Consider the following 25,096-nt stretch of genomic DNA (forward strand, 5'->3'; position numbering starts at 1 on the left):
GATCGACGCGGGCGGGGCGTGGCCCGGTGCGCAAGGGCTAGAGGCGGATGCCGAGGAGGGCGTCCACCGTGTTCGCGAAGAGCGCGGGGGCCTCCGGGTCGTCCGTGGCGCCGGCCAGGGCCGCCTCGGCCCAGCGGTCGGCCACCGCCAGCGCGCCGGGAGTGTCGAGGTCGTCGGCCAGTCGGGCGCGTACCCCGGCCAGCAGCTCAGCCCCGGACGGCCCGGCGGGCGCGGCGGCGGCCCGCCGCCAACGGTCCAGACGCTCGTACGCGGCGGCGAGCAGCTCGTCGGTCCAGGTACGGTCGCTGCGGTAGTGCCCGGAGATCAGCGCCAGCCGGATCGCCATCGGGTCGACCTTGTCGGCGCGCAGCCGGGACACGAAGACCAGGTTGCCCCGGGACTTGGACATCTTCTCGCCGTCCAGGCCGATCATCCCGGCGTGCACGTAGTGCTCGGCGAACGGCGCCTGACCGGTGAGCCGCTCGGCGTGCGCGGCGGACGCCTCGTGGTGCGGGAAGAGCAGGTCGTTGCCGCCGCCCTGCACGTCGATCCGGTCGCCGAGCAGGTTGAGCGCGATCACCGCGCACTCGATGTGCCAGCCGGGGCGGCCCGGGCCCAGCTCGCCGCCCGGCCAGGACGGCTCGCCCTCGCGGGCACCACGCCACAGCAGCGGGTCCAGTGGGTCCCGCTTGCCGGCCCGGTCGGGGTCGCCGCCGCGCTCCGGGAAGATCTCCAGCATCTGCTCGCGGGTCAGGTTCGACTCGTAGCCGAAGCGGGGCGTGGCGGAGATGTCGAAGTAGACGTCGCCGGTGCCGTCGTCGAGGCGGTACGCGGCACCGTCCTTGAGCAGCACCTCGACCTTCTCGACGATGTCCGGGATCGACTCGACGGCGCCCACGTAGTGCGCCGGCGGGATGATCCGCAGCGCCTCCATGTCCTCCCGGAACAGCGCCGTCTCGCGCATCGCCAGGACCACCCAGTCCTCGCCGTCGCGGGTGGCCCGCTCCAGCAGCGGGTCGTCGATGTCGGTGACGTTCTGCACGTAGCGCACCGGGCGGCCGGAGTCGCGCCACATCCGCTGCACCAGGTCGAACGTGATCATGGTGGCGGCGTGGCCGAGGTGGGTGGCGTCGTACGGGGTGATGCCGCAGACGTACATGCTTCCCGCGTCGGCCGGCTCACTCGGGTGGACACCCTGTCGCGCCGAGTCGTACAACGCCAGCGGCTCGCCCCTGCCCGGCAGCCGTGGCACCTCGTGTCCCGCCCAAGACTCCATGGGATCAGCCTAGCCAGCCCGGCGACGACGCCGGAGCACCCCACGGGTGATCAAGATGACAGCGGCTCACATGGGTGGCCAGGGCATCGCCGGCCAGTCCTCCGGCGGCAGCGGGAAGCTCCCGGTCTCGCGCAGCCGGTCCACCCGGGCGGCCACCCCGGCCACCTCGCTGATCGTCAGGTGGTCGGCCAGCTCCGCGCCGAGCGGCCCGGCGACCTGCCCGGCCAGCGTGTCGAGCATCTCCACGGCGTCCAGGGGCAACTGCTTGCCGGCCCAACCCCAGAGCACCGTGCGCAGCTTGTCCTCCACGTGGAAGCTCACCCCGTGGTCCACGCCGTAGATCCGGTCTTCGGCGCCGACGAGCACGTGACCGCCCTTGCGGTCGGCGTTGTTGAGCACCGCGTCGAGCACCGCGAGCCGGGCCAGCCGCGGGTCGTCGGCGTGGGCCAGGGCGTACGCGGCGCCGTCGTCGTCCCGGGCCGCGGCGATCGGGATCCAGCGTGGCGGCAGCTCCCCGGCGGGCAGGAAACCGACGAGCGCTTCGGCGTCCTCCGGCTCGTCGATCCACAGCTGGCAGGAGCCGGGGCCGAGCGGGCCGTCACGCAGCACGGTGGGCGGCACCAGACCCCACCCGGTGGCCCGGGAGACCAGGTACGCCGACACCTCCCGACCGGCCAGGGTGCCGTCGGGAAAGTCCCAGAGGGGGCGCTCGCCACGGACCGGCTTGTAGACGCAGCGGGCGGTCATCCCGTCCAGGGTCAGGATGCCGCGCAGCGTCGTGTTCGACGCGTCGACCAGCCGACCCTCCAGGTCGAGGACGCCGTCACGCAGCAGCCGCAGCGCGGCGTCGCCGTCCTGGCGAGGCTGGAGGCCGGACGAGGTCACCGGTGGTAACCGTTGTGCCGCGGGCAGAGGTGCCCGGCGGGGTCCAACGGTTGGCCGCAGAGCGGGCACGGTGGCCGGCCCGCGTTGACCACTCGCCGGGCCCGCTCGATGAACTGGCGGGTCGCCTGCGGGGTGAGCCGGACCCGGAGGCGATCGAGGTCCTCGTCCGGCTCGTCGTCCTCGTCGTCGTCTTCGTCGTCGTCCTCGTCGCCGAGCTCGACCTCGGGCTCCACCTCGCCCGCCGCGATCGCCTCGATCACCACGGTCGCGGTGTCCACGTCGAAGGCCAGCCCGAGGGTCCCGACCCGGAACTCCTCGTCGACCGGAGTGTCCAGCGGCTCGTTGTCGCCGATCACCGGCGCCAGCTCGGGGAGGTCCACCCCGAAGCGACGCTGCGCCTCGGTGAGCAACTCCTCCAGCTTCTCGGCGAGCAGGGACACCTGGACCTTCTCCAGCGCGACGCTGACCAGCCTGCCGCCGCCGCGGGCCTGCAGGAAGAACGTGCGCTCCCCCGGCGGCCCGACAGTCCCGGCGACGAACCGCTCCGGCGGTTCGAAGGCGTGCACCTGGTGGGTCATACCCACGACCCTATCCGGCCCGCCTGGGCACCGCGCACCCCACCGACGCGAATCGCCGCAGTGGCGGCGCGCCCGGCGTACCAGGGGCTGCACCGGGCGTGGCGGGCGTTGACGCCCCGGCCGGGGTTGGTGTGGTGACCCGCCTCACCGCGACGCACCCGCCCCGCCGCCGACGGCCGCGTCCGAGTCGGCCACCCGGCTCGCGCGCCGACGCCGTTTGGTCGGCGGCGGCACCAGCGCCGTCAGGTCGCCGCCGGTGTCGTTGAGGCGCACCAGGAACGGACGCAGCGGCGTGAACCGGATCGCCGTCACCGACGCCGGGTCGGCCACGATCCGCTGAAAGGCATCCAGGTGTACGCCGAGCGCGTCCGCCACGATGGCCTTGATCACGTCGCCGTGGCTGCAGGCCAGCCAGACCGCCTCGGGCCCGTGTTCGGCGTTCACCCGGGCGTCCCAGGAGCGCACCGCCGCCACGGCCCGCGCCGCCATCGCCGCCATCGCCTCCCCGCCCGGGAAGACGGCCGCGCTGGGGTGCTGCTGCACCACCGGCCAGAGCGGCTCCTTGGCGAGCTTCTTCAGCGGCTGGCCCTCCCAGCTGCCGTAGTCGCACTCGATCAGGCCGTCCTCGACGACCGGGGTGGCCTGCGGGAGCGCCAGCTCCAGGGTCTGCCGGCAGCGGATCAGCGGGCTGGTCACCACGGCGGCCAGTGGCACCTGCCGCAGCCGCTCGCCGACCGCGCTGGCCTGGGCGCGCCCGGTGTCGTCCAACTCGACCGGCTGGCGGCCGGCCAGACCGCCGTCCGCGTTCGCTGTCGTCCGGCCGTGTCGCAGAAGCAGGAGGGTCGCCACGGGACCACCCTATGACCTGTGCCCGACCGGGGTCGTCGCCCGCCGTCCTCGCCGGGTTCGCGTCGCCCGGGCCGATCCGGCGCGGGAGCGCCGGACAGGCGTGGAACCGCCGATCCGCCGCGAAACAGGCTGAGCGGCGTGACCGGGTCGATACAGTGCGTTGTGCCTGGCGTGTCCGGGGCCGCTGTCGGAGGGTGTGCAACGCGATGGGCGACTCGGCATTCGTGGGGCCGTCGTTCACCGCGGACCCGCAGGACGTGTACCGGGAGTTCCGGCATCCGCTGGTGGTCCTCGCCCTCACCACCGGCACCGCCGGGTTCGTCGACGCCTTCGCCTTCCTGCACTACGGGGCCTTCGTCGCCAACCAGTCGGGCAACGCCGTCCTGCTGGGCATCGGCCTGGCCGGCAGACACGCCGCCTGGCCCGAGTCCGCGGCCTCGCTGGTCGCGTTCGCCGTCGGGACGGGCGTCGTCTCGCAGGTCCGAGCGGCGCAGGGCCGGTGGTCGCAGTCCTCGCGGGGGCTCGCCTGCGCCGTGCTCGCCATGGCCCTCTGGACGGCGCTCAACGTGCTGCTCGACTATGGCCGGCAGGGCGGGCCGGCGCGGGTCGGGCTGGCCGCCGCCGGCGGTCTCGCCATGGGCGCGCTGGCGACGCTGTTCGCCCGTACCGCCGGGATCACCACTGCCGTCACCTACCAGTCGGGCACGGTGGCCAAACTCGGTGAACGCATCGGACGGTGGTTGCTCGGTCCGGACACCGGCCGATCGCGGGCACGGCAGGGCACCTTCCTGGGGCTGCTGGTGTTGACCTGCTACTCCGCCGGGGGCGGCCTCGGCACCGTGGCACAGCAACAGCCGCTCTGGGTGCCGGCCTGGGGAACGCTGGCCCTGGCCAGCCTGTCGCTGCTGCGTACCGGCCGGTGACGGTGGTCGGTGCCCAGACCCAGGATCAGCCGGGCGCCGAACATCACCCCGATCATCGGCGTGAACGCCTGCACGAGGGTGCCCACCCCGAACGCGGCGGCGGCGACCCACAGTGCTCCCGGCGGCCGATCCGGTCCGCGAGGTGACCACCGAGCAGCGCACCGACCAGCGCACCGGCGGTCACCCAGCTCGCCGCCGCCTCGACGGCGAAGGTGTTCGCGTCGAAGGTCTGGCGGATGTCGCGCAGCGCCCCGCTGATGACGCCCTGGTCGTAGCCGAAGAACGCGCCGGAGAGCGCGACGATCGCGAGGACCGCGATGAGGTTGCGCCGTGGCGGCCGGTCCCGCCCGCGCTGCGCGCCGCTGGCGGTCACCGTCGCCCCTCTCCCACGCGTCTGGGCTGGGACGTCATCCCCGACAGGGAAAGACTAGGTGCGTTCTGGGACCATTCATCCCAAATGCAGTGAAGTACGGCGGCATCCGGTGGACGCCGCACACGCACCGGCCTCCAACCCCACGGCGGGGATCAGAGGCCGGTGCGAGCGTGGGCGGATCAGGTGGCGCTGATCGTGCCCGTCATCAGCAGCGCGAGGACCAGGGTGCCCAGCGCGACCCGGTACAGCACGAAGACGTACAGGGTGTGGTGCGCCACGTACCGCAACAACCAGGCGATGGCCGCGTAGCCGATGCCGAACGCGATGATGGTGGCCACGATCATCTGCGCGACCGACGGGGTGGACGTGCCCGGCGCGGACGGTTCGAAGACGTCACCGAGACTGAACACGCCGGACATCACCACCGCCGGGATGGCCAGCAGGAACGAGTACCGGGCCGCCGCCTCCCGGGTCAGGTTGAGCAGCAGACCGGCGGTCAACGTCCCGCCGGAACGGGACACCCCGGGGATCAACGCCATGGCCTGGGCGAAACCCATCACGACGCCGTCCTTCATCCGGAAGTTCTCCAACGTCCGGGTCTGCCGCCCCCAGTACTCGGCGAACGCCAGCACGAACGCGAACACGATCAGGGTGGTCGCCACCAACCACAGGTTGCGCCCCGCCGTCTTGATCTGATCCTTGAAGAGGAACCCGAACAGCCCGATCGGGATCGAGCCGACGATCACGTACCAGCCCATCCGGTAGTCGAGGCTGGAGCGCACCGACCTGTCCCGGATGCCCACCAGCCAGGTCCGGGTGATCCGCCAGATGTCCTTCGCGAAGTAGATCAGCACGGCCGCCTCGGTGCCGAGCTGGGTGACCGCTGTGAACGACGCGCCGGCGTCGCGGTCGAAGAAGATCGCCGAGGTGATCCGCAGATGCCCCGACGAGCTGACCGGCAGGAACTCGGTCAGTCCCTGGACGATGCCCAGGACGATGGCTTCGACCCAGGTCACTCGCCGACTCCCGAGAGGTCCAGAGCCTCGGCGACGGTACGCAGGGTCTGCACACCGCTGTCCCGGTCGGCGACGAACAGGGTCACCGACAGCGTGGTGACGCCGGCGGCGGCGTACTCCCGCATCCGCTCGGCGATGCGCTCCTTCGGGCCGAGCAGCGAGGTGCGGTCGATGAACTCCATCGGCACCGCGGCGGCGGCGTCGCGCTGCCGCTTGGCCAGGTACAGGTCCTGCACCTCGCGGGCGGCGTCACCGTAGCCCATCCGGGTGGCGAGCTGGTTGTAGAAGTTCTGCTGGCGGCTGCCCATCCCGCCCACGTAGAGCGCGGCGTACCAGCGCACCAACTCGGCGCAGGAGGCGATGTCGTCGCCGACCACCACGGGCACCGACGGCACCACGTCGAACCCGGCCAGCTCCTTGCCGACCTTGGCCCGCCCGGCGCGCACCGAGGCGAGCTGCTCCTCGGCGAACTCCGGGGAGTAGAAGACGGCCAGCCAGCCGTCGGCGATCTCACCGGCCAGCTCCAGGTTCTTCGGGCCGACCGCGGCCAGGTAGATCGGTATGTGCTCGCGGGGTGGGTGGAAGCCCAGACGCAGGGCCTTGCCCGGGCCGTCCGGCAGCGGCAGCGTGTAGTGCTCGCCGTCGTACGCCACCTCCTTGCGGGCGATGGCCAGCTTGACGATGTCGACGAACTCGCGGGTCCGGGCGAGCGGCTTGGCGAACCGCACACCGTGCCAGCCCTCCGACACCTGCGGGCCGGACACGCCCAGGCCGAGCCGGAACCGGCCGCCGGAGAGCGCGTCGATGGTGGCTGCGGTCATCGCGGTGGCCGCCGGCGTACGGGCGGGGATCTGCATCACCGCGGCGCCGACGTCGATCCGTTCGGTCTGACCGGCCATCCACGCCAGCATGCTGGGCGAGTCGGAGCCGTACGCCTCCGCAGCCCACACCACCGAATAGCCCAGCCGGTCCGCCTCCTGGGCCAGCGCCAGGTGATCGGCCGGTGTGCTCCACGCCGTCTGATATCCGAGACTGAGCCCGAGTCGCACTGGTCCTCCCCCATCCGTGGCACAGGTCGCACCAGGTTACGCAATGCCGATAACGGCCTCGATCACCGGCTCGACACCTTTGATCCCCCCTCCGTCGGGGCAGCCCAGGGCGGCGGAACCGGCAGAACCGGCAGAGATACGGGAGCGAGGATATCCGTGGCGGCGGGTTCGAAATAAGGTTCACCCATGCAACAGCGACCGCTCGGCCGAAGCGGGCTGGCGGTTTCGCGGCTCGCGCTCGGCACCATGACCTGGGGCCGGGACACCGACGCCGACGATGCGGCCGCCCAGCTGAAGAGTTACCTGGACGCCGGCGGCAACCTGGTCGACACCGCCGACGTGTACGGCGACGGCGACGCCGAGTCGGTGATCGGCTCGCTGCTGGGCTCCCTCGTCCCCCGCGACGAGCTTCTGATCGCCACCAAGGCCGGGTTGCGCCCCGGCAGTGGCCGACGCCGTGACGGCTCCCGGGGGCACCTGCTGCGGACGTTGGACGCGTCGCTGCGCCGGCTCGGCACCGACCACGTCGACCTGTTCCAGGTGCACGGGTACGACCCGGACACCCCGCTGGAGGAGACCCTGGCCGCCCTGGACCACGCGGTGGCCAGCGGCAAGGTCCGCTACGTGGGGGTGTCGAACTTCTCCGGCTGGCAGACCGCGCGGGCCGCCGCCTGGCAGACCGCCTGGCCGGGGCGGGCGCCCGTGGTCGCGTCCCAGGTCGAATACTCGCTGCTGGAGCGGGGCGTGGAGCGGGAGGTCCTGCCCGCGTGCGACGCGCTCGGCCTCGGCGTGCTGCCCTGGTCGCCGCTGGGCCGAGGGGTGCTCACCGGCAAGTACCGGCACGGCCGTCCGGCCGACTCCCGGGCCGCGTCGCCGCACTTCGAACCATTCGTCGCCACCTACCTGGAGCCGCGCTGCTCCAGCATCGTGGAGGCGGTGGCGACCGCGGCCGGCGGGCTGGGGGTGTCGCCGCTGGAGGTGGCGTTGGCGTGGATCCGGGACCGGCCCGGCGTGACAGCGCCGATCCTCGGCGCCCGGACGGTGGGGCAACTGCTCGGCGCGCTCCAGGTGGAACGGATCACACTGCCCGAGGAGATCACCACCGCGCTGGACGACGTCTCCGCGGTGCCGGTGGGCTACCCGGAACGCGACGGCTGACCGGCGCGCCGGATCACTGCTGACCCGCCGGCCGGGTCACCGTTGGTCAGCGCGCCGGGGTCACGGCGTGGGGCGCTGCCCGGGGAGGTCCTGGATCGCGGTCAGGAAGCGCGACTGGTCGTCGCGCAGCGCCGGCTGGGTGAGCCGGATCCACGAGCCGTCGTCGAAGAAGACGGTGGAGGCGAGCTGCACGAGGCCGCTCGCACCCCGCTCGGAGTCGACCCGGGTCACCCGGTCGCGGCGCACACTCCACAGCACCCGCGGCTGACGCCGGTCGGGTCGGTCGGCGTCCGGGCGGGGGCCCATCCGCAGCAGGTGCAGGTGGGTGTCGGTCACCGCCAGCGGCGTGCCGCTGTAGCGCTCCAGGAACAGCAGCAGGCTGCCGGCGAGGGTGGCGAGGTCGCCGCTGAAGACGTACCGGCGGCGGTAGGCGATCTCGGCGAGCTGCTCGGCCAGCGGACGGTACTGGCTCAGCCGGACCAGCGCGCGAAACGCCTCCTGCTCCTCGGTGAGCGGGATCGGCTGCCGCTGGGCGGGTTGGTGGGGCAGCGCCGGTTCCGGTGCCGCCGACTCCGCCACGCCGGCGGCGAGGGCGCCGGCGTGGCCGGGCAGCATCAGCACACCCGCGGCCAGCCGCACCGGCGTGAGCACCGCGTCGACCCAGACCACCGGGTTGACGATGTTGAGCAGCCCGAACAGCACCTTCGGGTCGAGCGCCTCGGCCAGTTCCGCGCCGACGTCGTCGGCGAGCTGCCGACCGGCCTGATGGGTCTGCGACATGCGCACCGGCCCCAGCCCCACGTACCGCAGTTCCTGCCCGGTCAGCAGCGGCGCCACCAGGGCGCGCTCCGGCTCGTCGCTGGTGCGGAACTCGTCGCGCAGCTCGCGGGCCTTGTCCCGGGCGGCCCGCGCGCCGCCGAGCACCGCGTCGGTGAACCGGCCCAGCCGCCCGCGCTCCCCTGACATCACCCGTCGCCTCCCTAGCGGCCCGCCGGCTGGTCTGCCGGCGGCTGCCCGAAGACATTCTGGTCGATCCAGTCCGCGCCGCTCTGCACCGCCTGGTCGATCTGGTCGCCGACCTGCTCACTGCCGGGAACGGAGAGCCCGCTGGTCAACGCGACAGTCCCCCAGGTGACACCGTGGACGACCGAGTTCGGCACGTTCCACGGCAGGTTGGTCGCCCAGTCCCGGGCGATCACCCGGGCGCCGTCGGCGACCCCGTGCGCCCGCAACGCGGCGGCCCGGTCGAGGGCGCCCATGTCGAACGGGGAACCGGACTTGCCCAGCTTGTAGGTGCCCTTGGTGGGGTCGAGGAACTTGTGGTGCCACTTGTCGAGCTTGCCGGCGGCGCGGCGCTTGTCGGCGTACTTCTTGCCGGTGCGCAGCGCCTTCTGCATGTCGACCAGCTTGTCCAGGTGCGCCCGCAGCTTGCGCAGGTACAGCATCACCCGCTGGAGCAGGCGGATGACCTTCTGCAGGTGCACCGCGAGCGGCCGGATGACCTTCAGCATCCGGGTGACCACGATCAGGCCCCTGGTGACGGCCACGCCCACCCCGGCAGCCCAGGACGCGCCCATGGTGACCGGCGCCATCAGCAACGCCGTCACCAGCGTCACCAGCAGGAAGTTGACGAACTCCACGCAGAGGTCCACGAGCACGTCGTGCACGGTCTGCAGACCGTCGGCGACACTGCGCAGGTACTCCGCGGTCGCGGCGAACTGCTCGGCGACGTCGAGGAGCTGCTGCTCCACATCGGCCAACCGCTGGCCGTACGCCACGCCGGCGGGTGAGCGCCACCCGACCTGCGCGGACTCCCGGGTCCCGCGGTGGCCCTGCGCCAGGTCGCGCACCTGGGTGGCCAGCGCGTCCCACTCGGCGGCCTTCGCGCGCAACACGGCGGGCTCACCGTCGACCAGGTCGACGAGCTGGATCAGCGGCCACGCCAGGGTCCGGCAGACACTGTCGACGGCGTCCTGCACACCGGAGAGCGCGCTGTCGAGACCGTTCCACAGCTGAACGGCGCTGCCGGCCGGGCCGCTCATCCGGGCAGTCCCGCCTGGATGGCCTTGAACCCGGCGTCCAGGTCCCGTTCGTTGACCTCGTACGCCTCGACCGTGTCGGCCAGCGCCTTCGCGACCCGGCCGAACGCGGCGTTCGCTGCGGCGAACAGCTCCTTGCCGCCGGTGACCTGCTCGGCGTACTTGTCGCGGAGCATGTCGCTGGCGAACGGCAGATGACCGAACGCGTCCGACGGCACGTCGCCGGCCGAGACGATCTGCCCCTCCAGCGCGGCGAGCGAGCTGGCGACCTGCTTGGCGGCTGTCTCCAGTCGACGGACCGCCAGCACGTCCACATCGATATCCGGTGCCATGCCGTTCCTCCCCCCATGAGTCGAGCGCACCGACGATACGATCTCCCGGCCGCCGGGCACCACCCGGTCGCACGATCCACGGGGAGGAATCTCATGACGGACCCGACGTCGGCGTTCGACGCGCTCGCCGGGCGGATCGCCGACATCGAGCGCCGGTTCGCCGGCCTCCGCGACGATCTGGCCGAGCTGTCCGGCACCGCCGCCGACGAGAGTGGACTGGTCTCGGCGACCGTCGACGCCACCGGCGCGCTGACCGGCCTCACCCTCGCGCCCGCCGCCCTGCGCGCCGGCACGGAGGGCGTTGCCGAACTGGTGCTCGACGCGTACCGGCGGGCCCGCGAGGTCGCTTCCGCGCACGTCGACGAGCACACCGAGGGGTTGGACGTCGCGCTCGGCGCGGGGCTCGGCGACCTGTTCGGCACGCCGGGGGACTTCTCGGCGCTGGGCCGGCTGGAGGAGACGGTGGCCCGGCTCGGGCGGATGGACGACCGGCTGCCGGGCGCACCGGCGTGACGTCGCCGTCGCCGACCTGGCCGGAGATCGCCGCCCGGCTGCGGGACACCGTCGCCGGCTGCGACCGGGACACCGATCTGGAGCTCACCGCCGGTCCGCGCGGGATCCGGCTGCTGGTGCGCCGCCAGGTGGTACGGGTGGTCTGCCCCGGCCACGACGAGGCACGCCTGGCCGCGCTCGGCTGGCACCGCCCGACCGGCGACGAGGGCTGGTGGTACGAGGCACCCCGCACTCCGGAGCAGGTGGAACGGCTCAGTGCGTTCGTGACCCGTACCGCCGCCGAGGTGCTGACCGACGAGCCCGGCGCGCTCTCCTGCCGCGCGGTGCCGCCGGCCGCCCTGCCCGGCCCGGCGACGCGATCGACGCCCGACCGACCGGCACCGGTCGGGTCCGCGCCGGTCCCTGTGATCCATTCCGAGCCGACACCGGCCGAGGCGACACCAGCGGGAGCGACACCAGCCGGGGCGACACCCGTCGGGGCGACGCCAGCGGGAGCGACACCCGTCGGAGCGGCGGAGCCGGCGGTGGCGGCGGTGGCGGCGGTGCTCGCGGCGGCGGCGGACCGGCGTGACCTGCCCGGTTATCTCGCCGTGCTGGCCGGCGCCACGGTGTGCGTCCCGCTGGCCGGGGAACCGACGCCGGATGCCGACTTCCCGTGGGCGGTCATCGGCGACGCGACCGGCGCGCCGCTGCTGCCGGTCTTCACGTCGCCCGGGGCGCTCGCCGCGTTCACCGGCGACGGGGTGCCGTTCATCGCGCTGCCGTGCGTCGAGTTGCTCGAGGACTGGCCGGACCCGTCCTGGGGGCTGGCGGTCGACCCGGGCAGCACCCGGGCGGTAGCCCTGGCCGCGCCAGCCCTCACCGCCCTCCTGAGCGCCAACCTCCCCACGGGTTAACGCCCCACCAGGCCCCTTGTCGGCGATCTTGCGCTTGCTGTCGCGGCACATCGGGCTTCTCGCCCATACCGGCAACCGGAACCGCAAGATCGGCGCGAGAGGGGCACGGGGTGGCACGAACCGCCCCGGGAGGCGTCGTTGGTCACTCGGGAGGGGGTGGCGGACGGCCGCTGGGCTGGGCAGCATGGATGGCATGGACTACGAGTACGCGCCGCTGCGGCTGCCGCCGAACGTCGACCGGTTGACCGCCGCGGCGCAGTTGGCGATCCAGGCGGAGTTCTCCGGATGGGAGTTGGCCCGGGTGCGGCTGTACCGCGACGGCACGCGCCAGGTGGTGCTGCGCCGTCGGCGGATCAACCAGCCGCAGCCGGGCCTGTCGTACTGACGACCGGGCGGTGCCGCCCAGGGCCGGGGTCGGCCCCGGGCGGCACCCTGCCTAGTGCTGGTGCCCGGCGTGGTCGTGGTCGTCGTCGAGCTCCAGGAACGGGTGCTCGTCGAGCCGACCGACCAGCCGGTCGTCGGCCGCCGGCTGGAACGGGCCGACCGCGTCGTCGTCGTCGAACGACTCCAGGTCGACCGGGGTGCCGACCTCGCTGACCATGACCACCCCGTCGAGCGGTTCCAACTCGGGGACGTCCAACGCGCCGAGCGAGCCGTCACCGCTCTGCAGCAGCTCCAGCACCGCCTCGCCGACGCCCTCCACCGGAGCCGGCTCGTCGTCCTCCGGGGTGCCCTCGCGGCGGGCCGCCTCGGCCGCCCGCAGCAGCGCGGAGACGCTCGGCACCCGGTAGTCGCGACGCTGACGAACCGAGATCACCCGGGGGTGCGGGTCGCTGGCCTCGGCTCCTTCGCCGCCGCCGAAGCGCTCGTCGGCCTCGTCCGGGTCGATCGAGTCGACATCCCACGGCGTCACCTCGCCGAAGGCGTCGAGCAGCCGCTCGTCGTACGCGAAGGAGGCGTTGTTCAACGCCACGTACGCCTGCCAGACGTCGTCGTCGTCGACGCGGCCCTGCGCGGCGCGTACGGCGGCCAGGTGGTGGCGGGCCGCTTCGATCACCCGCTCGAGAGCGGCGTCCAGCTCACCATGCTGGTCGGTCATGTGGGGCAGTCCCTTCACGATGGGGAGATTGCGCGCCGGCGGACAGGGCCGGACACGACTAGCAGGTGCGGAGGAACCGGTCGAGAACCCGCACGCCGAACTGTAGTCCGTCCACCGGAACGCGCTCGTCGATGCCGTGGAACAACGCCGAGAAGTTCAGGTCGGCGGGCAGTCGGAGCGGGGCGAACCCGAAGCAGCGGATGCCGAGCTGCGAGAACGCCTTGGCGTCGGTGCCCCCGGAGAGCATGTACGGAACGGGCCGCGCCCCCGGGTCCTCCGCCCGCAGGGCCGCCGACATGGCCTCGACCAGGTCACCGTCGAAGGCGGTCTCCAGCGCCGGTTGCCGCTGGACGTACTCGATGGCGATGTCCGGGCCGACCAGCTCGCGCAGTTGCCGCTCCAGCAGCTCGGACTGGCCGGGCAGGCTGCGGCAGTCGATGGTGGCGGTGGCCCGGCCGGGGATGACGTTGTCCTTGTAGCCGGCGCTCAACCGGGTCGGGTTGGCGGTGTTGCGGATGGTCGCGCCGATGATGTTGGCGATCGGGCCGAGCTTGGCGATGGCCGTCTCCGGGTCGTCCGGGTCCAACTCGATGCCGAGCAGGTCGGAGACCTCGGTCAGGAAGGCCCGCACGGTGTCGGTGACCACCACCGGGAAGCGGTGGCGGCCGATCCGGGCGACCGCCTCGGCGAGCGCGGTGACGGCGTTGTCGTCGTGCACCATCGAGCCGTGCCCGGGGCGGCCCTTGGCGTGCAGCCGCAGCCAGTCGATGCCCTTCTCGGCGGTCTCGATGAGGTAGAGCCGCTGGTTGTCGTTGACCGAGTAGGAGAAGCCGCCGACCTCACCGATCGCCTCGGTGCAGCCGTCGAAGAGGTCGCGGTGGTTCTCCACCAGGAAGCGCGCACCGTAGTCGCTGCCGGCCTCCTCGTCGGCGGTGTACGCGAGCACGATGTCGCGCGGGGGCCGTACGCCGGTGCGCTGCCAGTGGCGGACCACGGCGAGCACCATCGCGTCGAAGTCCTTCATGTCGATCGCGCCCCGGCCCCACAGGTAGCCGTCGCGCAGCTCGCCGGAGAACGGGCCCACCGACCACTCGTCGGCGTCGGCGGGCACCACGTCCAGGTGGCCGTGCACCAGCAACGCGCCCCGGCTCGGGTCGGTGCCCGGGATGCGGGCCACCACGTTCGCCCGGCCCGGCGCGGACTCGTGCAGGACGGACTCCACGCCCACCTCGGCGAGCTTCTCCGCCACGTACTCGGCCGCGCGGCGCTCGCCGACGCTGGTGTCGTTGTCACCGGTGTTGGTGGTGTCGATGCGCAGCAGGTCGCGGCAGAGGTCCACGACCTCTGCGGTGGGGTCGGGTCGGGCGGAGGCGGCATCGCTCGTCATCGCCTCTTCATACCAGCCCGAGCCGGTGGACAGGCCGGCGCGGGTGGAGGCATCGACGGGTCGGTTTCGCCGTGGCCGCGTCCGGGTACCGCCGCCGACGACCGTACGTCCCTGCCGGAGCTTCCGCCCGCCAGTCGAGGAGGGCACCATGTCCGCTGTTCCCCTGCCGCCGCTGCCGCCCACGCCCGCACCCGAGGAGGGCTACCGACCCGCCGGTAGCAGCATCGCCGACATCGTCGACCGGGAGCACCGGCAACTGCTGGCGCTGCTGGACCAGCTGGCCGGCCCGGACCGCACGCCGCAGGAGGGGCTGGCGGTGCTCACCGCCGCACTGTCGCGGCACCTGTCCGCCGAGGAGCAGTACCTGTTGCCGGCGGTCCGCGCGGCACTGCCGACGGCCACCGAGCGGGTGGACGCGGAGATCAACGCCGATGCGGCGCTGCTCGGCGCCCTGAAGGGACTCACCGACGAGTCGCTGACGGAGGTCGCCGAACGGGTTCGCCGGCACGTCGACGGGGTGGGCGGGTTGATCACCGAGCTGCGTGAGGTGGCCACCGAGGAGGAGCTGATCCGGCTCGGCAACCGGCTGGAGATCGCCGAGGAGGCCGCGCCGACCCGACCGCACCCGGGCACGCCGGCCACCCCACCGTGGAACCGGATCGTGGAGCCGGCGGTCGGTGTGGTGGACAAGGTCCTCGACGCGGTGACGCGACGCCCGACGTACCTGGCGGACCTGCCGGAGGCACCGCGCGAGCAGTGATCGGCGACCGCCGGCAATGCATTCATTATCACCGATCCGCTCGGGCTATTCCGCCAGCAGACCCCGTAGTCCTACCGTCACCCTATGAACCTGGAGCTGCGTCACCTGCGGGTGGTCTGCGCGATCGCGGAGACGGGAAGTGTGACGAAGGCGGCGTCGGCGCTCGGCCTGGCCCAGCCGGCGCTCACCGCCCAGCTTCAACGCATCGAGCGGACGCTGGGCGGCCCGCTGTTCGACCGGGACCGGCGTGGGGCCCGGCCCACCGCGCTCGGTGAGCTGGTGCTGGCCCGCGCCCGGGTGCTGCTGCCGGCGATGAAGGGGTTGCAGGACGAGGCCGCCCGGCTGGCCGGGGCGGGCGACGCGCCGCCGTGCTACCGGTTCGGCGGGGTGAACAGCCCGATCCTGGGCCGGCTGGTGCACCGGTTGGCCGCCGAGCAGCCGCCGGCCCAGATCACCACGTACGCGTCCTGGTCGGTCGACGAGTTGGCGCAGCTGGTGGCCGGCGGCCGACTGGACTTCGCGCTGGCCGGCGTGTGTGGCGACGCCAGCCCGTCGGCCGGGTTCGGGTTGAGCTGGCAGGAGGTGGCCGTCGACCCGGTGCTGGTGCTGCTGCCGGAGACCCATCCCCTCGCGGGGCAGGACGAGGTACGCCTGGCGGACCTGCGCCACGAGCAGTGGGTCGCCGCGCCGGGCGACGGCTGCTTCGCCGACTGCTTCGCCGCCGCCTGCGCCCGCGCCGGTTTCACCCCCCGCAAGGTGTACGAGACCGACATCCGCGGCTGCGTCGACCTGGTGGAGGCCGGCGTGGCGGTGGCCCTGTGCCAGGCGACGTTCCGCCCGGTGAGCGGCCTGGTCACCCGACAACTCGCCGGGACGCCGCTGCGGTGGCGGCTGCTGCTCGGCTGGCATCCGGACTCCCCCGCCGCCCGGGGCGCGGAGCTGGTGCTGGAGACGGCGAAGGCGGCGTACGTCGACTCGTTGGCGCCGCATCCGGCGTACCTGGCCTGGCTGCCGCGCAACCCGGGGTTCGGCGTGCGGCAGCCCACCGGGGTCCGACCGGGCTGAGCCACCGGTATTCCCGGCCGCTGGCGGTGCGAACCGCCGTGGGCCGGGTATCTGGCGGACATGACCGACCTCTACCCGCCCGCCGACGACCGCGAACTGCTGCGCCAGGCGGCTGCCGCGCACACCGCCGCCACCCGTGCGGTGGAGGCGTTCCTGCGCCGCCTGCCGACGGTGCCCGACCCGGCCGACGTGACCGAGTACGCGAACCTGCTCACCCGGGAGGACCAGACCCGCGGTGACCGGGACGCCGCCGCCGACGCGGCGGGCCTGACCATCGGCAGCCTGGAGTCCGACAAGGGTCAGTAGCACCACCGCGACGGTGCCGTCCCCGGCTCGGGACGGCACCGTCGTGGGTGAGCTCCGTTCAGCGTTCGACGAGCGGGTCGTGCCCCAGGTCGAGCAGGGAGTGCCGCCAGGTGTCGTCGGCGTTGCCGCGCGAGGGTTTGGCGTCCATCAGCTCGCGGATGCGCTCGACCGCCTCCCGCATCACCTCGATGTCCTCCGGTGTGAGGTCCACCTTGCGCTTGTTGAGCACCTTGAGGATCTCCCGGCCCGGCTGGGGCAGGTCGAGGTTCGGGTTCGGGCCGAACGAGTCCTCCCCCGAACCCCGGGTCAGCAGCCAGGTCCGCAGCTGCTCCGACGGGACGTTGACCTCGGCGTGGAAGTCCTCCCAGAGCACTTCCACCTCGGGGTCGAGCCGCGCTTCGCGTACCATCAGGTCTCCTCTCCGGGCGGTGGCCCGGACGTCTCCGGGTCGTCCTGGTCGGTCTTCGGATGCAGGCCCTCCGCGGGCACCCGTGTCCGGCGGGGATTGGCGGTGGGCGACGCCAGGATCGGGTCGGGATGCTCGTCGTCCTCGTCCCGGGGTTTCGCGGCCTCCGCGGGCTCGTGCGGGTCCTCGTGGTCGTCCCTTCGCGCCGGCCCGCTCATCGCGGGTGGGTGGTCGTGGCGGCGGTGTACCCCCGCTCGCCCGCTGTCACGTCGAAGGTGAGCGCGCCGTCGCGGACGTCCACGGTGACCTTCTGCCCGGGCGAGATCGCCGACTCCAGCAGCATCCGGGACAGGTGGTTGTCCACCTCCCGCTGGATCACCCGGCGCAGCGGGCGGGCGCCGAACTCCGGCTGGTAGCCGTGCTCGGCGAGCCAGTCGATGCCGGCGGTGGTGAACTCCACCTGAAGGTCCTGGGCGTGCATGCGGCGGCGGGTCTCCTCCAGCAGCAGCGCGGTGATGTCGCGCAACTGCTCGGCCTCCAGCCGGCGGAAGATGATGACCTCGTCGATGCGGTTGAGGAACTCCGGGCGGAAGTTCTCCTGCAGCCGGCGCATGAGCCGCTCCCGCAGCTCGTTGCTCTCCTGCTCGCTGCCCACGTCCCCGGTGCCGAAGCCGACCGAGCGTTGGGCACCGGTGATCAGCTCGGAGCCGAGGTTGCTCGTCATGATCAGTACGGTGTTCTTGAAGTTCACGGTGCGACCCTGGCTGTCGGTGAGCCGCCCGTCGTCGAGCACCTGGAGCAGGATGTTGAACACGTCCGGGTGGGCCTTCTCGATCTCGTCGAGCAGCACCACCGCGTACGGGCGGCGACGCACCGCCTCGGTGAGCTGGCCGGCCTCCTCGTAGCCGACGTATCCGGGCGGCGCGCCGACCAGCCGGCTGACCGTGTGCCGTTCCTGGAACTCGCTCATGTCCACCCGGACCATCCGGTCCGCCTCGCCGAACAACGCCTCGGCCAGCGCCCGCGCCAACTCGGTCTTGCCGACACCGGTCGGGCCGAGGAACAGGAAACTGCCCATCGGCCGCTCCGGGTCGGCCAGCCCGGCCCGGGAGCGGCGGACGGCCTCGGCGACCGCGGTGACCGCGTCGTCCTGACCGACGACCTTCTGGTGCAGGTGACCCTCCAGGCGCAGCAGCCGGTCGCGTTCCTCCTCGGTGAGCTGGCTGACCGGGATGCCGGTGGCCCGGGAGACCACCTCGGCGATCTCCTGCGGGCCCACCTCGGGCACCTGCGAGGAGGACATCCCGTCCTCGCCGTTGGCCTGGCGGATCTGCTGTTCCAGCTCGGCGATCCGGTCACGCAGCGCGGAGGCCCGCTCGTACTGCTCGTCGGTGACCGCCTGTTCCTTGTCCCGGCGTACCTCGTCGAGCTCCTGTTCCAGCTCCCGCACGTCGGAGGCGGGGGTACGGGTGCGCAACCGCACCCGGGCGCCGGCCTGGTCGATCAGGTCGATCGCCTTGTCCGGCAGGAACCGGTCGGTGACGTACCGGTCGGACAGTTCGGCGGCGGCGACCAGCGCCTCGTCGGTGAAGCGCACCTGGTGGTGGGCCTCGTACCGGTCGCGCAGCCCACGCAGGATGGCGATGGTGTCGTCGATGCTCGGCTCGGGCACCAGCACCGGCTGGAAGCGTCGGGCCAGGGCGGCGTCCTTCTCGATGCTCTTGCGGTACTCGTCCAGCGTCGTCGCGCCGATGACCCGCAACTCACCGCGGGCGAGGGCGGGCTTGAGCATGTTGGACGCGTCCATCCCGCCCTCGCTGCCGGCGCCGCCGGCACCGACCAGGGTGTGGATCTCGTCCATGAAGATGATCAGCTCGTCCCGGTGCGCCCGGATCTCGTCGATCACCTTCTTCAGCCGCTCCTCGAAGTCGCCCCGGTAGCGGGTGCCGGCGACCAGGCCGGCCAGGTCGAGTTGGACCACCCGCTTGCCGAGCAGGGTCTGCGGTACGTCGCCGTCGCAGATCCGTTCGGCCAGCCCCTCGACGATGGCGGTCTTGCCGACGCCGGCCTCGCCGATCAGCACCGGGTTGTTCTTGGTACGCCGGGACAGGATCTCCACCGCCTGCTCGATCTCGTCGGCGCGCCCGATCACCGGGTCGATCTGGTCGTTGCGGGCCAGGTCGGTGAGGTCCTGCCCGTACTGGTCCAGGGTGGGGGTGCCGCGGTCCGGCTTCGGCCCGGCCATCGGCCCGCGCTCGGCGTTGGCGGCCTGCAACGACTCGGGTTGGATCCGGCCGGCGGCCAGCATCCGCCCGGCGGGTGACTCCGGGTTGAGCGGCAGCGCCATCAGGATGTGCTCCGGGCCGATGTAGTTGGCGCCCATCGCCCTTGACAGCTGGTGGGCGTCGAGCAGCGCCCGCTTGGCGGCTGGGGTCAGCGACAGGTTGGGCGGCACCTCCCCGCGCGGCGCGCCGTCGCCCTTTCCGCCGAGGGCGTTGAGCAGGGTGTCCGGGTCGGCCCCGGCCCGGCGTACCAGGTCGCGCAGCGGTTCGCGTTGCAGCGCCGCCCAGAGCAGGTGGTCGGTGTCCAGGTCGCTGCTGTGCCGTTGCGCGGCCCGCCGGGCGGCGTCGGCCAGCATCTCCCGGGCGTCGGCCGTCATCAGTCGGGTGATGTCGACCCGGTGCGGCGGTCGGCGCCCTCCCTCGCCCCGGCCGAAGTACCTGGCCAGGAATTCGTCCCACGGGTCGGAGCCGATGTCACCGGGTCCCATCATGTCTGTCCTCCGCAGTAGGGCTCGGCACGGTCGGCAGGGGCTACCCGGCGCGCGCCCCGACAAACGCCGCAGGTGGCGGTGCACCGGCATTCCGGGAGTGGCGTCGGGCCACTGCCGGCGGGTGGTGGCAGGCTGGCGGGATGGATGAGACCCCGCTGCTGATCGTGGATGGCGCCAACGTGGTGGGCTCCCGCCCGAACGGGTGGTGGCGTGACCGTGCCGGTGCCGCGGCCCGCCTGCGCGACTCGCTCGCCCCGGTGGCGACCGTCGGGCTACCGGCCCGGCTGCCCGCCCCGGTGGAGGTGGTCCTGGTGGTCGAGGGGGCCGCGCGGGACGTGCCGGGCACCGAGGGCGTACGGGTGGTCTCCGCGGCCGGTTCCGGCGACGACACGGTGGTCGAGCTGGTGGAGGCGGAGCCGCGGCGTCGCCGGCTGGTGGTCACCGCCGACCGGGAGTTGCGCGGGCGGGTGACGGCGCTGGGCGCGGAGGTGTACGGGCCGCGCTGGCTTCGCGAGGACCCGACCAGCAACTGAGAAATTCTCGCACTGGGACTCCCACAGATCGGACTCCCGGCACTTCCGAGGGCCTTCCGGACAGGCGGGCAGGAACACCGACAGGGCGGATGTTCTTTCCCGACCGCCGATAGGCTCTAATGGAGATCTCCCCGCCCCCAGGAGGTTTCGCCGTGGCGAGCGTCGCCGAGCTGAAGGCTGCCATCGATGTCGCCCTCCAACAGATCGGAGACGGACAGACAGCCGTGCAGGCGGCCGGCGAGAAACTGTCCGAGGCCCAGCAGACCCTGGCCGGGGCACTGGAGGGCAGCGGGCACGAGACCGTCGAGGCGGCCCAGGCCTCGCTGACCCAGGCCAGCCAGGAGCTGGAGGAGTGTCTCGCCGCGACACTTGTCGCGGTGGAGCAGGCGCAGCTCTACGTCTCCACCCTGTAGGCCGTCATGTCCATCATCGAGGATGTCGGCGGGCAGGTCCGTGCCGCCACCGAGGAGTTCCCGCACGCCCTGCTCGGGCAGGCACTGGAGAAGTTCGGCCTGGCCGCGGAGCGGCTGCGCTGGGTACGACAGGAGTCGGCCAACCCGATGGGGGTGCCCGAGCTGTCCGCCGCCACCGAGCACGCCGAGAGCGCCGGCTACGCGCTGCGGGTGGCGCAGGAGCAGCTGTCGGCCTACCTGACGGCGATCGGGCTCGGCGCGGACGGCGCCCCGGCCCCCCGCCCCGAGCAACGCGCTCCCCGACACGACACGCCACCGGCGTCCGGGCCGACCGCCGTGGCACCCGAGCCGGCCGAGCAGGTGCGCATGCGCCGCTGGTGGTCGGTGCGGGTGGCCGAGCTGACCGGCGGGCGCGAGGGCACCGACGACGAACCCGACGAGCGGGTGGGCGACTCCCAGGAGTTGCTGCGCCGGGTCGTGGGTGGGGTCCGCTCCGGCGACCGGGACCGGCTCCGTACGGAGTTGCGCCGGGCCTCGGCCGACGTGGGGCTGGGCATGGCGGCGCTGGCGCCACCGCTGCTGCGCGAGCTGGCCGGTGAGCTGCTCGGGCACCCGCCCCGCGCCAGCGACCTCGGTCGGCTGCGCGGCGAGTTGGACGGGCGCGTCCGTGACCTGCTGCCCGGGCTGCCGCCGCCGGTGCTGGAGACGCTGCTGACCCGGGTGTGCCGGATGCCGCCGCCGCGCTCCTCCGGGGAGCCACCGCACGCCGCCGACTCCGCGGTGACCGCCGGCGTGGCGACCGGGCTGCTGCTCGCCCGCCTCGGCCGGGACCTGCCGGCCGGCGGCGCGAGAGAAGCAGGCGGCGCGAGAGAACCGGCGGGCGCGGGTCCGCGAGGCGACGCGGGGCAACCGGCACGCACCGGGCAACCGGCGGGCGCGCAGCAAGGTGGGACCGGACGGCCAGCGGTCGGGATTCCCCGCCCCGGCGGTGCGGTGCAGCGGCCGGGCACGCCCGCCGCGCAGCGCTCCGGTGGCCTGCCGCCGCGCCCGGACGGGCTGTCGCGCCCCGGCGGGCCACCCCCGCGCTCGGGCAGCCCGTGGCGGGACGCGCCGACGCGTCGGGGCTCCGATGGCTGACCGGCGCGGTCAGCTGGCCAGCCGGGTCCGGGACACCCTCGCCGAGGCGCTCGGCGCCACCCGTAACCGGCTGTCCGCCGCCCACGCCGACCTGACCGCCGGCCGGGAACGACTGGCCCGGGTCCAGCGGGCGGCCGCCGCCGTACCGCAGCGGGTGGGCGCCCAACGCGACCACCGCATCGCCGAGATCGACGCCCGCTACTCGGCCCGGATCGCGGAGCTGGCCCGGCGGGCCGCCGACGCGGCCCGGCAGGAGGCGCCCGGCTGCGCGGGGACCGACTGGGCCGGGTGGGCACCGACGCCCGCCCGCCGGGCCGAGCCGCCCGGCGCGCTGCGGGTCGGCACGGTCGGGATCGACGGCGTCGACCCGGTGCCCGCGCTGGTGCCGCTGCTCGACGCCGGGCACGTCCACCTCTCCGGGAACGACCGCGCCGGCTGCGACGCGGTGGTGGCCGCGTTGCTGCTGCGGGCCGTCGGCCGCGCCGACCCCGGGGCGGTACGACTGATCGGGTACGACCCGGACCAGCTCGGCGGTGGTCTGGCCGGGTTCGCCCCGTTGGGTACGGCGGGGCTGCTCACCTTCGTCGGCCCGGGCGGGTTGGGTCCGCTGCTGGACGACCTGGTGGAGCAGATCCGCCGGATCAACGAGACGGTCCTCGCCGGGGAGTACGCGTCGCTGCGCGAACTGGCGGCGGCGACCGGCCGACGACCCGAACCGTGGCGGGTGGCGGTGCTGCTCGGCGGGGAGGAGCTGAACCGGCACGAGCGCGGGCAACTGGACCGGGTGGTGCGTGCCGGGGCGGCCTGCGGCGTACACCTGGTGGTGCACGGCGCGCCGTTGCCGGAGGACCCGACGGTGACCCGGGTGGTGGCCGAAGCGTCCGGTGCGCGGATCGGCGGTTCGGCCGGGCTGCCGGTCCGGCTGGACCCACCCCCACCGGCGACGCTGGTCACCGAGACCTGCCGGGACGTGGCCGCCCGGGTGAACGCGGGCCCGCCGCCGACCCCCTTCACCGACCTGCTGCCCCCGCCCGAGCTGATGTGGCGGGAGGACTCCGCCGACGGGTTGACCGCGCCGATCGGTGAGGGCCCGCACGGCCGGCCGGTGCGGGTGACGCTGGGCGACTATCCACCGCACGCGCTGATCGGTGGGCCGTCCGGCACCGGCAAGACCAACCTGATCTTCGCGTGGATCGGTGCCCTGGCTTCCCGCTACTCCCCCGCCGAGCTGGAGTTCTACCTGCTGGATTTCAAGGAGGGGGTCTCCTTCGCGCGGTTCGCGCAGGGCCGGCGCGACCCGAGCTGGTTGCCGCACATGCGCCTGGTCGGCATCAACGTCAACACCGACCGGGAGTTCGGGCTGGCGCTGCTGCGCTTCCTCGCCGAGGAGTTGCGCCGACGCGCCGACGCGGCCAAGAAGCACGAGGTGACCAAGCTGGCCGAGCTGCGGGCGGTCGACCCGACCGGGCACTGGCCCCGCATCGTCGCGGTGGTGGACGAGTTCCAGATGTTGCTGGCCGGCCGGGACGTGGTCGCCCGGGAGGCGGCCGACCTGCTGGAGGACCTGGCCCGGCGCGGCCGGTCCCAGGGCATCCATCTGGTCCTCGCCTCGCAGGACGTGCGGGGCATCGAGGCGCTGTGGGGCCGTCCCGCGCTGGTCGCCCAGTTCACCCTGCGCATCGCCCTGCCCAAGGCGTTGCGCATCCTCGCCGAGCGCAACGACGCGGCGCAGTCCCTGCCGCGCTGGCACGCGGTGGTCAACGCCGAGTCGGGCATGGTGGAGGGCAACGAGGTCGCCCGCATCCCGTCGGCCAGCGACTGGGAGACCTGGAGCGGGTTGCAGCACCGGCTGTGGCGGATGCGCGCCCCCGACGCGGCACCCGCCCGGCTCTTCGACGGCGACGCGATCCCCCGGCTGGGCGACGCCCCGGACTTCCGGGCGCTGGCCGCGCCGCCGGACGGGAGCGCGCCGCGTAACCCGGTGGCGCTGCTCGGCGAGATCATCGACGTGCAGTCCCGCTCGGCGGCGTTGCGGCTGCCGCGCGCCCCGGGCCGCAACCTCGCGGTGCTCGGCACCCGGGTCGACGAGGCGTGCGCGGTGCTGGACGCGGCGGCCCGGTCGCTGGCCCGCCAGCACCCGCCGGGCACCGCCCGGTTCTCCATCGCCTGCCTCGACGCGGACGCCGACCCGGTCGCCCGCGCCCTCTACGACGACCTGGCCGACGACGCCGCCTGGTACGACGAGGAGACCGTCGGCGAGCTGATGGCCGAGACAGCCGACGGGCTCAGCGGCGGCCCGGGGAGCCCGCACTACCTGCTGCTGTTCGCAGTCGACGCGGCAGCGGGCGCGCTGGCCGTCCGGGCGGGTCGGCGGACCGGCCTGGAGCAGCTGCGCCGGATCATGCACGACGGGCCGGAGCGGCGCACGCACGTGCTGGCCTGGTGGCGGGGTGTCGCCCGGATGCGCGCCGACCTGGGTGGGCCGGCCGCCCGCACGGACCAGATCGGCGCGTGGGTGGCCCTGGACGCGCACGGCGGGGAGCTGGGTTCCTCGCTCTACCCGGGCACCGGCGGCCCGGACTGGTATCCCCGCCCGTGGCGGGGCCTCTTCTTCGACCGGGCGGTCCACCGCACCGGACAGGTGATCATCCCGTATGGACCGACACGATGAACGAACCGGTGACCAGCGAGACGTACGCGGCGCAGCTGCGGCGGCTGGCCGACCTCACCGCGCGGGTGCGCGAGCAGCGCGCCGAGGCGCACACCTGGCACGAGCGGCAGTGCGCCGCCGCCGAGCGGGCCGTCGCCGACGCGGCCGAGCAGCTCCAGAGCGCCGAGGAGGAGCTGGTCGCCGCCCGTGAACTGCAGGAACGGGTCGACGCCGAGGTCGCCCACCTGTGGCAGCTGGCCCGCTCGCGCCTCGGCGCCCGTCGCCTCGGCCGCCCGCCCGCCCCGGCGAACGGCGTCGGGGCCACCGACCCCGTGCCGCTGCTCGCCAAGGCCCGCGACCTGCTGGAGCGGGCCGGGAACCCGGGCGAGTTGCCGGGCTCGGTCAACCCGTTGCTGGTGCTGTGCGGGGTGGCCGGCGGGGTGCTGGCGTACGCGCTGGGCGCCGGTGCCCGCGCGCTCGGTGTCGGGTACGGCGGCGACCTGGCGGTCGGTCTGCCGGTGCTGGCGCTGGTGGTGACGCTGCTCGGGCCCCTGGTCGGTCTGGTGCCGGCCCGGGTGCTGGCCGACCGCCGGCACGCGGTGCTCGGGCCCCGGCCGATCATCGTGGTGATCGGCGCCGGTCTGCTGACCACCGTGCTGCTGCTGGTCCTCGGCCGCTGA

General features: G+C 73.6%; 28 protein-coding genes. 13 read left to right on the forward strand and 15 right to left on the reverse strand.

The annotated features are described in order from the left end of the window. Window positions 1–37 precede the first annotated feature (37 nt). The 4 genes from mshC to QCZ28_RS09515 form a co-directional block, all read right to left on the reverse strand. Window positions 38–1,276, reverse strand: a complete 1,239-nt coding sequence (mshC, locus tag QCZ28_RS09500) for a cysteine--1-D-myo-inosityl 2-amino-2-deoxy-alpha-D-glucopyranoside ligase (protein WP_279516237.1) — start codon at window positions 1,274–1,276, stop codon at window positions 38–40. Between the two features lie 66 nt (window positions 1,277–1,342). After that, window positions 1,343–2,161, reverse strand: a complete 819-nt coding sequence (locus QCZ28_RS09505; protein WP_279516238.1) for an SCO1664 family protein — start codon at window positions 2,159–2,161, stop codon at window positions 1,343–1,345. After that, a complete protein-coding gene (locus QCZ28_RS09510; protein WP_238685851.1) occupies window positions 2,158–2,739 on the reverse strand; it encodes a DUF3090 domain-containing protein in 582 nt (193 codons plus the stop codon). The genes QCZ28_RS09505 and QCZ28_RS09510 overlap by 4 nt, the downstream gene beginning before the upstream one ends. A 144-nt stretch (window positions 2,740–2,883) precedes the next feature. Then, window positions 2,884–3,588, reverse strand: a complete 705-nt coding sequence (locus tag QCZ28_RS09515; protein ID WP_279516239.1) for an MSMEG_4193 family putative phosphomutase — start codon at window positions 3,586–3,588, stop codon at window positions 2,884–2,886. A gap of 206 nt (window positions 3,589–3,794) precedes the next feature. Here QCZ28_RS09515 and QCZ28_RS09520 point away from each other — a divergent pair, with 206 nt between their 5' ends. Next, a complete protein-coding gene (locus tag QCZ28_RS09520; RefSeq protein ID WP_279516240.1) occupies window positions 3,795–4,511 on the forward strand; it encodes a DUF1275 family protein in 717 nt (238 codons plus the stop codon). A gap of 52 nt (window positions 4,512–4,563) precedes the next feature. Here the strand turns inward: QCZ28_RS09520 and QCZ28_RS09525 are convergent, their stop codons facing one another. The 3 genes from QCZ28_RS09525 to QCZ28_RS09535 form a co-directional block, all read right to left on the reverse strand. Then, complete coding sequence (locus tag QCZ28_RS09525; RefSeq protein ID WP_279516241.1) at window positions 4,564–4,884, reverse strand: MFS transporter; 321 nt, start codon at window positions 4,882–4,884, stop codon at window positions 4,564–4,566. Between the two features lie 179 nt (window positions 4,885–5,063). Then, window positions 5,064–5,900, reverse strand: a complete 837-nt coding sequence (locus QCZ28_RS09530) for an undecaprenyl-diphosphate phosphatase (protein ID WP_210860214.1) — start codon at window positions 5,898–5,900, stop codon at window positions 5,064–5,066. Then, window positions 5,897–6,949 (reverse strand): LLM class F420-dependent oxidoreductase, encoded by a 1,053-nt coding sequence (locus tag QCZ28_RS09535; protein ID WP_279516242.1) that lies wholly within the window; start codon window positions 6,947–6,949, stop codon window positions 5,897–5,899. Before QCZ28_RS09535 ends, QCZ28_RS09530 begins: the two co-directional genes overlap by 4 nt. 186 nt (window positions 6,950–7,135) lie before the next feature. Between QCZ28_RS09535 and QCZ28_RS09540 the strand changes: the two genes are divergently transcribed. After that, on the forward strand, window positions 7,136–8,107 hold the full coding sequence (locus QCZ28_RS09540) for an aldo/keto reductase (RefSeq protein WP_279516243.1): 972 nt from the start codon (window positions 7,136–7,138) through the stop codon (window positions 8,105–8,107). Between the two features lie 60 nt (window positions 8,108–8,167). Here the strand turns inward: QCZ28_RS09540 and QCZ28_RS09545 are convergent, their stop codons facing one another. Genes QCZ28_RS09545 through QCZ28_RS09555 form a run of 3 tightly spaced genes read right to left on the reverse strand, consistent with a single transcriptional unit; the run spans window position 8,168 to window position 10,478 of the window. Further along, on the reverse strand, window positions 8,168–9,073 hold the full coding sequence (locus QCZ28_RS09545) for a hypothetical protein (protein ID WP_279516244.1): 906 nt from the start codon (window positions 9,071–9,073) through the stop codon (window positions 8,168–8,170). 14 nt (window positions 9,074–9,087) lie between these two features. After that, window positions 9,088–10,149 (reverse strand): hypothetical protein, encoded by a 1,062-nt coding sequence (locus tag QCZ28_RS09550; protein WP_279516245.1) that lies wholly within the window; start codon window positions 10,147–10,149, stop codon window positions 9,088–9,090. Next, the gene (locus QCZ28_RS09555) at window positions 10,146–10,478 is read right to left on the reverse strand and encodes a hypothetical protein (RefSeq protein ID WP_279516246.1); all 333 of its coding nucleotides are present in this window, start codon (window positions 10,476–10,478) and stop codon (window positions 10,146–10,148) included. Before QCZ28_RS09555 ends, QCZ28_RS09550 begins: the two co-directional genes overlap by 4 nt. Window positions 10,479–10,571: 93 nt before the next feature. On the opposite strand from QCZ28_RS09555, the gene QCZ28_RS09560 reads away from it, so the two are divergent. The 3 genes from QCZ28_RS09560 to QCZ28_RS09570 all read left to right on the forward strand — a co-directional run bounded on the left by QCZ28_RS09560 (window position 10,572) and on the right by QCZ28_RS09570 (window position 12,272). Further along, entirely contained in the window at window positions 10,572–10,991 is a 420-nt protein-coding gene (locus QCZ28_RS09560; RefSeq protein ID WP_279516247.1) for a YbaB/EbfC family nucleoid-associated protein, read from the forward strand. Then, on the forward strand, window positions 10,988–11,887 hold the full coding sequence (locus QCZ28_RS09565; RefSeq protein ID WP_279516248.1) for an SseB family protein: 900 nt from the start codon (window positions 10,988–10,990) through the stop codon (window positions 11,885–11,887). The genes QCZ28_RS09560 and QCZ28_RS09565 overlap by 4 nt, the downstream gene beginning before the upstream one ends. Before the next feature lie 193 nt (window positions 11,888–12,080). Beyond that, a complete protein-coding gene (locus QCZ28_RS09570; RefSeq protein WP_030332768.1) occupies window positions 12,081–12,272 on the forward strand; it encodes a DUF5703 family protein in 192 nt (63 codons plus the stop codon). 51 nt (window positions 12,273–12,323) lie between these two features. Here the strand turns inward: QCZ28_RS09570 and QCZ28_RS09575 are convergent, their stop codons facing one another. Together QCZ28_RS09575 and QCZ28_RS09580 are read right to left on the reverse strand one after the other, a co-directional pair. Beyond that, window positions 12,324–12,986 (reverse strand): hypothetical protein, encoded by a 663-nt coding sequence (locus QCZ28_RS09575; RefSeq protein ID WP_030332766.1) that lies wholly within the window; start codon window positions 12,984–12,986, stop codon window positions 12,324–12,326. Window positions 12,987–13,044: 58 nt separating this feature from the next. Next, complete coding sequence (locus tag QCZ28_RS09580) at window positions 13,045–14,373, reverse strand: M20/M25/M40 family metallo-hydrolase (RefSeq protein ID WP_279516249.1); 1,329 nt, start codon at window positions 14,371–14,373, stop codon at window positions 13,045–13,047. A gap of 148 nt (window positions 14,374–14,521) precedes the next feature. On the opposite strand from QCZ28_RS09580, the gene QCZ28_RS09585 reads away from it, so the two are divergent. From QCZ28_RS09585 to QCZ28_RS09595, 3 genes are all read left to right on the forward strand, one after another. Continuing rightward, window positions 14,522–15,133 (forward strand): hemerythrin domain-containing protein, encoded by a 612-nt coding sequence (locus QCZ28_RS09585; protein WP_279516250.1) that lies wholly within the window; start codon window positions 14,522–14,524, stop codon window positions 15,131–15,133. 84 nt (window positions 15,134–15,217) lie between these two features. After that, on the forward strand, window positions 15,218–16,198 hold the full coding sequence (locus QCZ28_RS09590; RefSeq protein WP_279516251.1) for a LysR family transcriptional regulator: 981 nt from the start codon (window positions 15,218–15,220) through the stop codon (window positions 16,196–16,198). A gap of 60 nt (window positions 16,199–16,258) precedes the next feature. Beyond that, window positions 16,259–16,504 (forward strand): hypothetical protein, encoded by a 246-nt coding sequence (locus QCZ28_RS09595; protein WP_030332759.1) that lies wholly within the window; start codon window positions 16,259–16,261, stop codon window positions 16,502–16,504. Between the two features lie 58 nt (window positions 16,505–16,562). On the opposite strand, the gene QCZ28_RS09600 is transcribed toward QCZ28_RS09595, so the two are convergent. The 3 genes from QCZ28_RS09600 to QCZ28_RS09610 are packed head-to-tail and all read right to left on the reverse strand — an operon-like array spanning window position 16,563 to window position 19,683. Then, window positions 16,563–16,913 carry a DUF3140 domain-containing protein gene (locus tag QCZ28_RS09600; protein WP_030332757.1) on the reverse strand — a complete coding sequence of 117 codons (351 nt, stop codon included), beginning with the start codon at window positions 16,911–16,913 and terminating at the stop codon, window positions 16,563–16,565. Then, on the reverse strand, window positions 16,913–17,128 hold the full coding sequence (locus QCZ28_RS09605; RefSeq protein WP_279516252.1) for a hypothetical protein: 216 nt from the start codon (window positions 17,126–17,128) through the stop codon (window positions 16,913–16,915). The genes QCZ28_RS09600 and QCZ28_RS09605 overlap by 1 nt, the downstream gene beginning before the upstream one ends. Next, window positions 17,125–19,683: an ATP-dependent Clp protease ATP-binding subunit gene (locus QCZ28_RS09610; protein WP_279516253.1), complete on the reverse strand. Its 2,559-nt coding sequence runs from the start codon at window positions 19,681–19,683 to the stop codon at window positions 17,125–17,127. The genes QCZ28_RS09605 and QCZ28_RS09610 overlap by 4 nt, the downstream gene beginning before the upstream one ends. Before the next feature lie 140 nt (window positions 19,684–19,823). On the opposite strand from QCZ28_RS09610, the gene QCZ28_RS09615 reads away from it, so the two are divergent. The 5 genes from QCZ28_RS09615 to QCZ28_RS09635 all read left to right on the forward strand — a co-directional run bounded on the left by QCZ28_RS09615 (window position 19,824) and on the right by QCZ28_RS09635 (window position 25,096). Continuing rightward, window positions 19,824–20,216: a hypothetical protein gene (locus QCZ28_RS09615; RefSeq protein ID WP_279516254.1), complete on the forward strand. Its 393-nt coding sequence runs from the start codon at window positions 19,824–19,826 to the stop codon at window positions 20,214–20,216. A gap of 152 nt (window positions 20,217–20,368) precedes the next feature. Next, window positions 20,369–20,629, forward strand: coding sequence for a hypothetical protein (locus QCZ28_RS09620; RefSeq protein WP_030332749.1), 261 nt, complete (start codon window positions 20,369–20,371; stop codon window positions 20,627–20,629). Window positions 20,630–20,635: 6 nt separating this feature from the next. After that, window positions 20,636–21,766, forward strand: coding sequence for a hypothetical protein (locus QCZ28_RS09625; protein ID WP_279516255.1), 1,131 nt, complete (start codon window positions 20,636–20,638; stop codon window positions 21,764–21,766). Further along, window positions 21,759–24,437, forward strand: a complete 2,679-nt coding sequence (locus QCZ28_RS09630; protein WP_279516256.1) for an FtsK/SpoIIIE domain-containing protein — start codon at window positions 21,759–21,761, stop codon at window positions 24,435–24,437. Before QCZ28_RS09625 ends, QCZ28_RS09630 begins: the two co-directional genes overlap by 8 nt. Beyond that, window positions 24,434–25,096 (forward strand): hypothetical protein, encoded by a 663-nt coding sequence (locus tag QCZ28_RS09635; RefSeq protein ID WP_279516257.1) that lies wholly within the window; start codon window positions 24,434–24,436, stop codon window positions 25,094–25,096. The genes QCZ28_RS09630 and QCZ28_RS09635 overlap by 4 nt, the downstream gene beginning before the upstream one ends.

The organism is Micromonospora sp. DH14 (assembly GCF_029809455.1).
GTDB lineage: Bacteria > Actinomycetota > Actinomycetes > Mycobacteriales > Micromonosporaceae > Micromonospora > Micromonospora parva.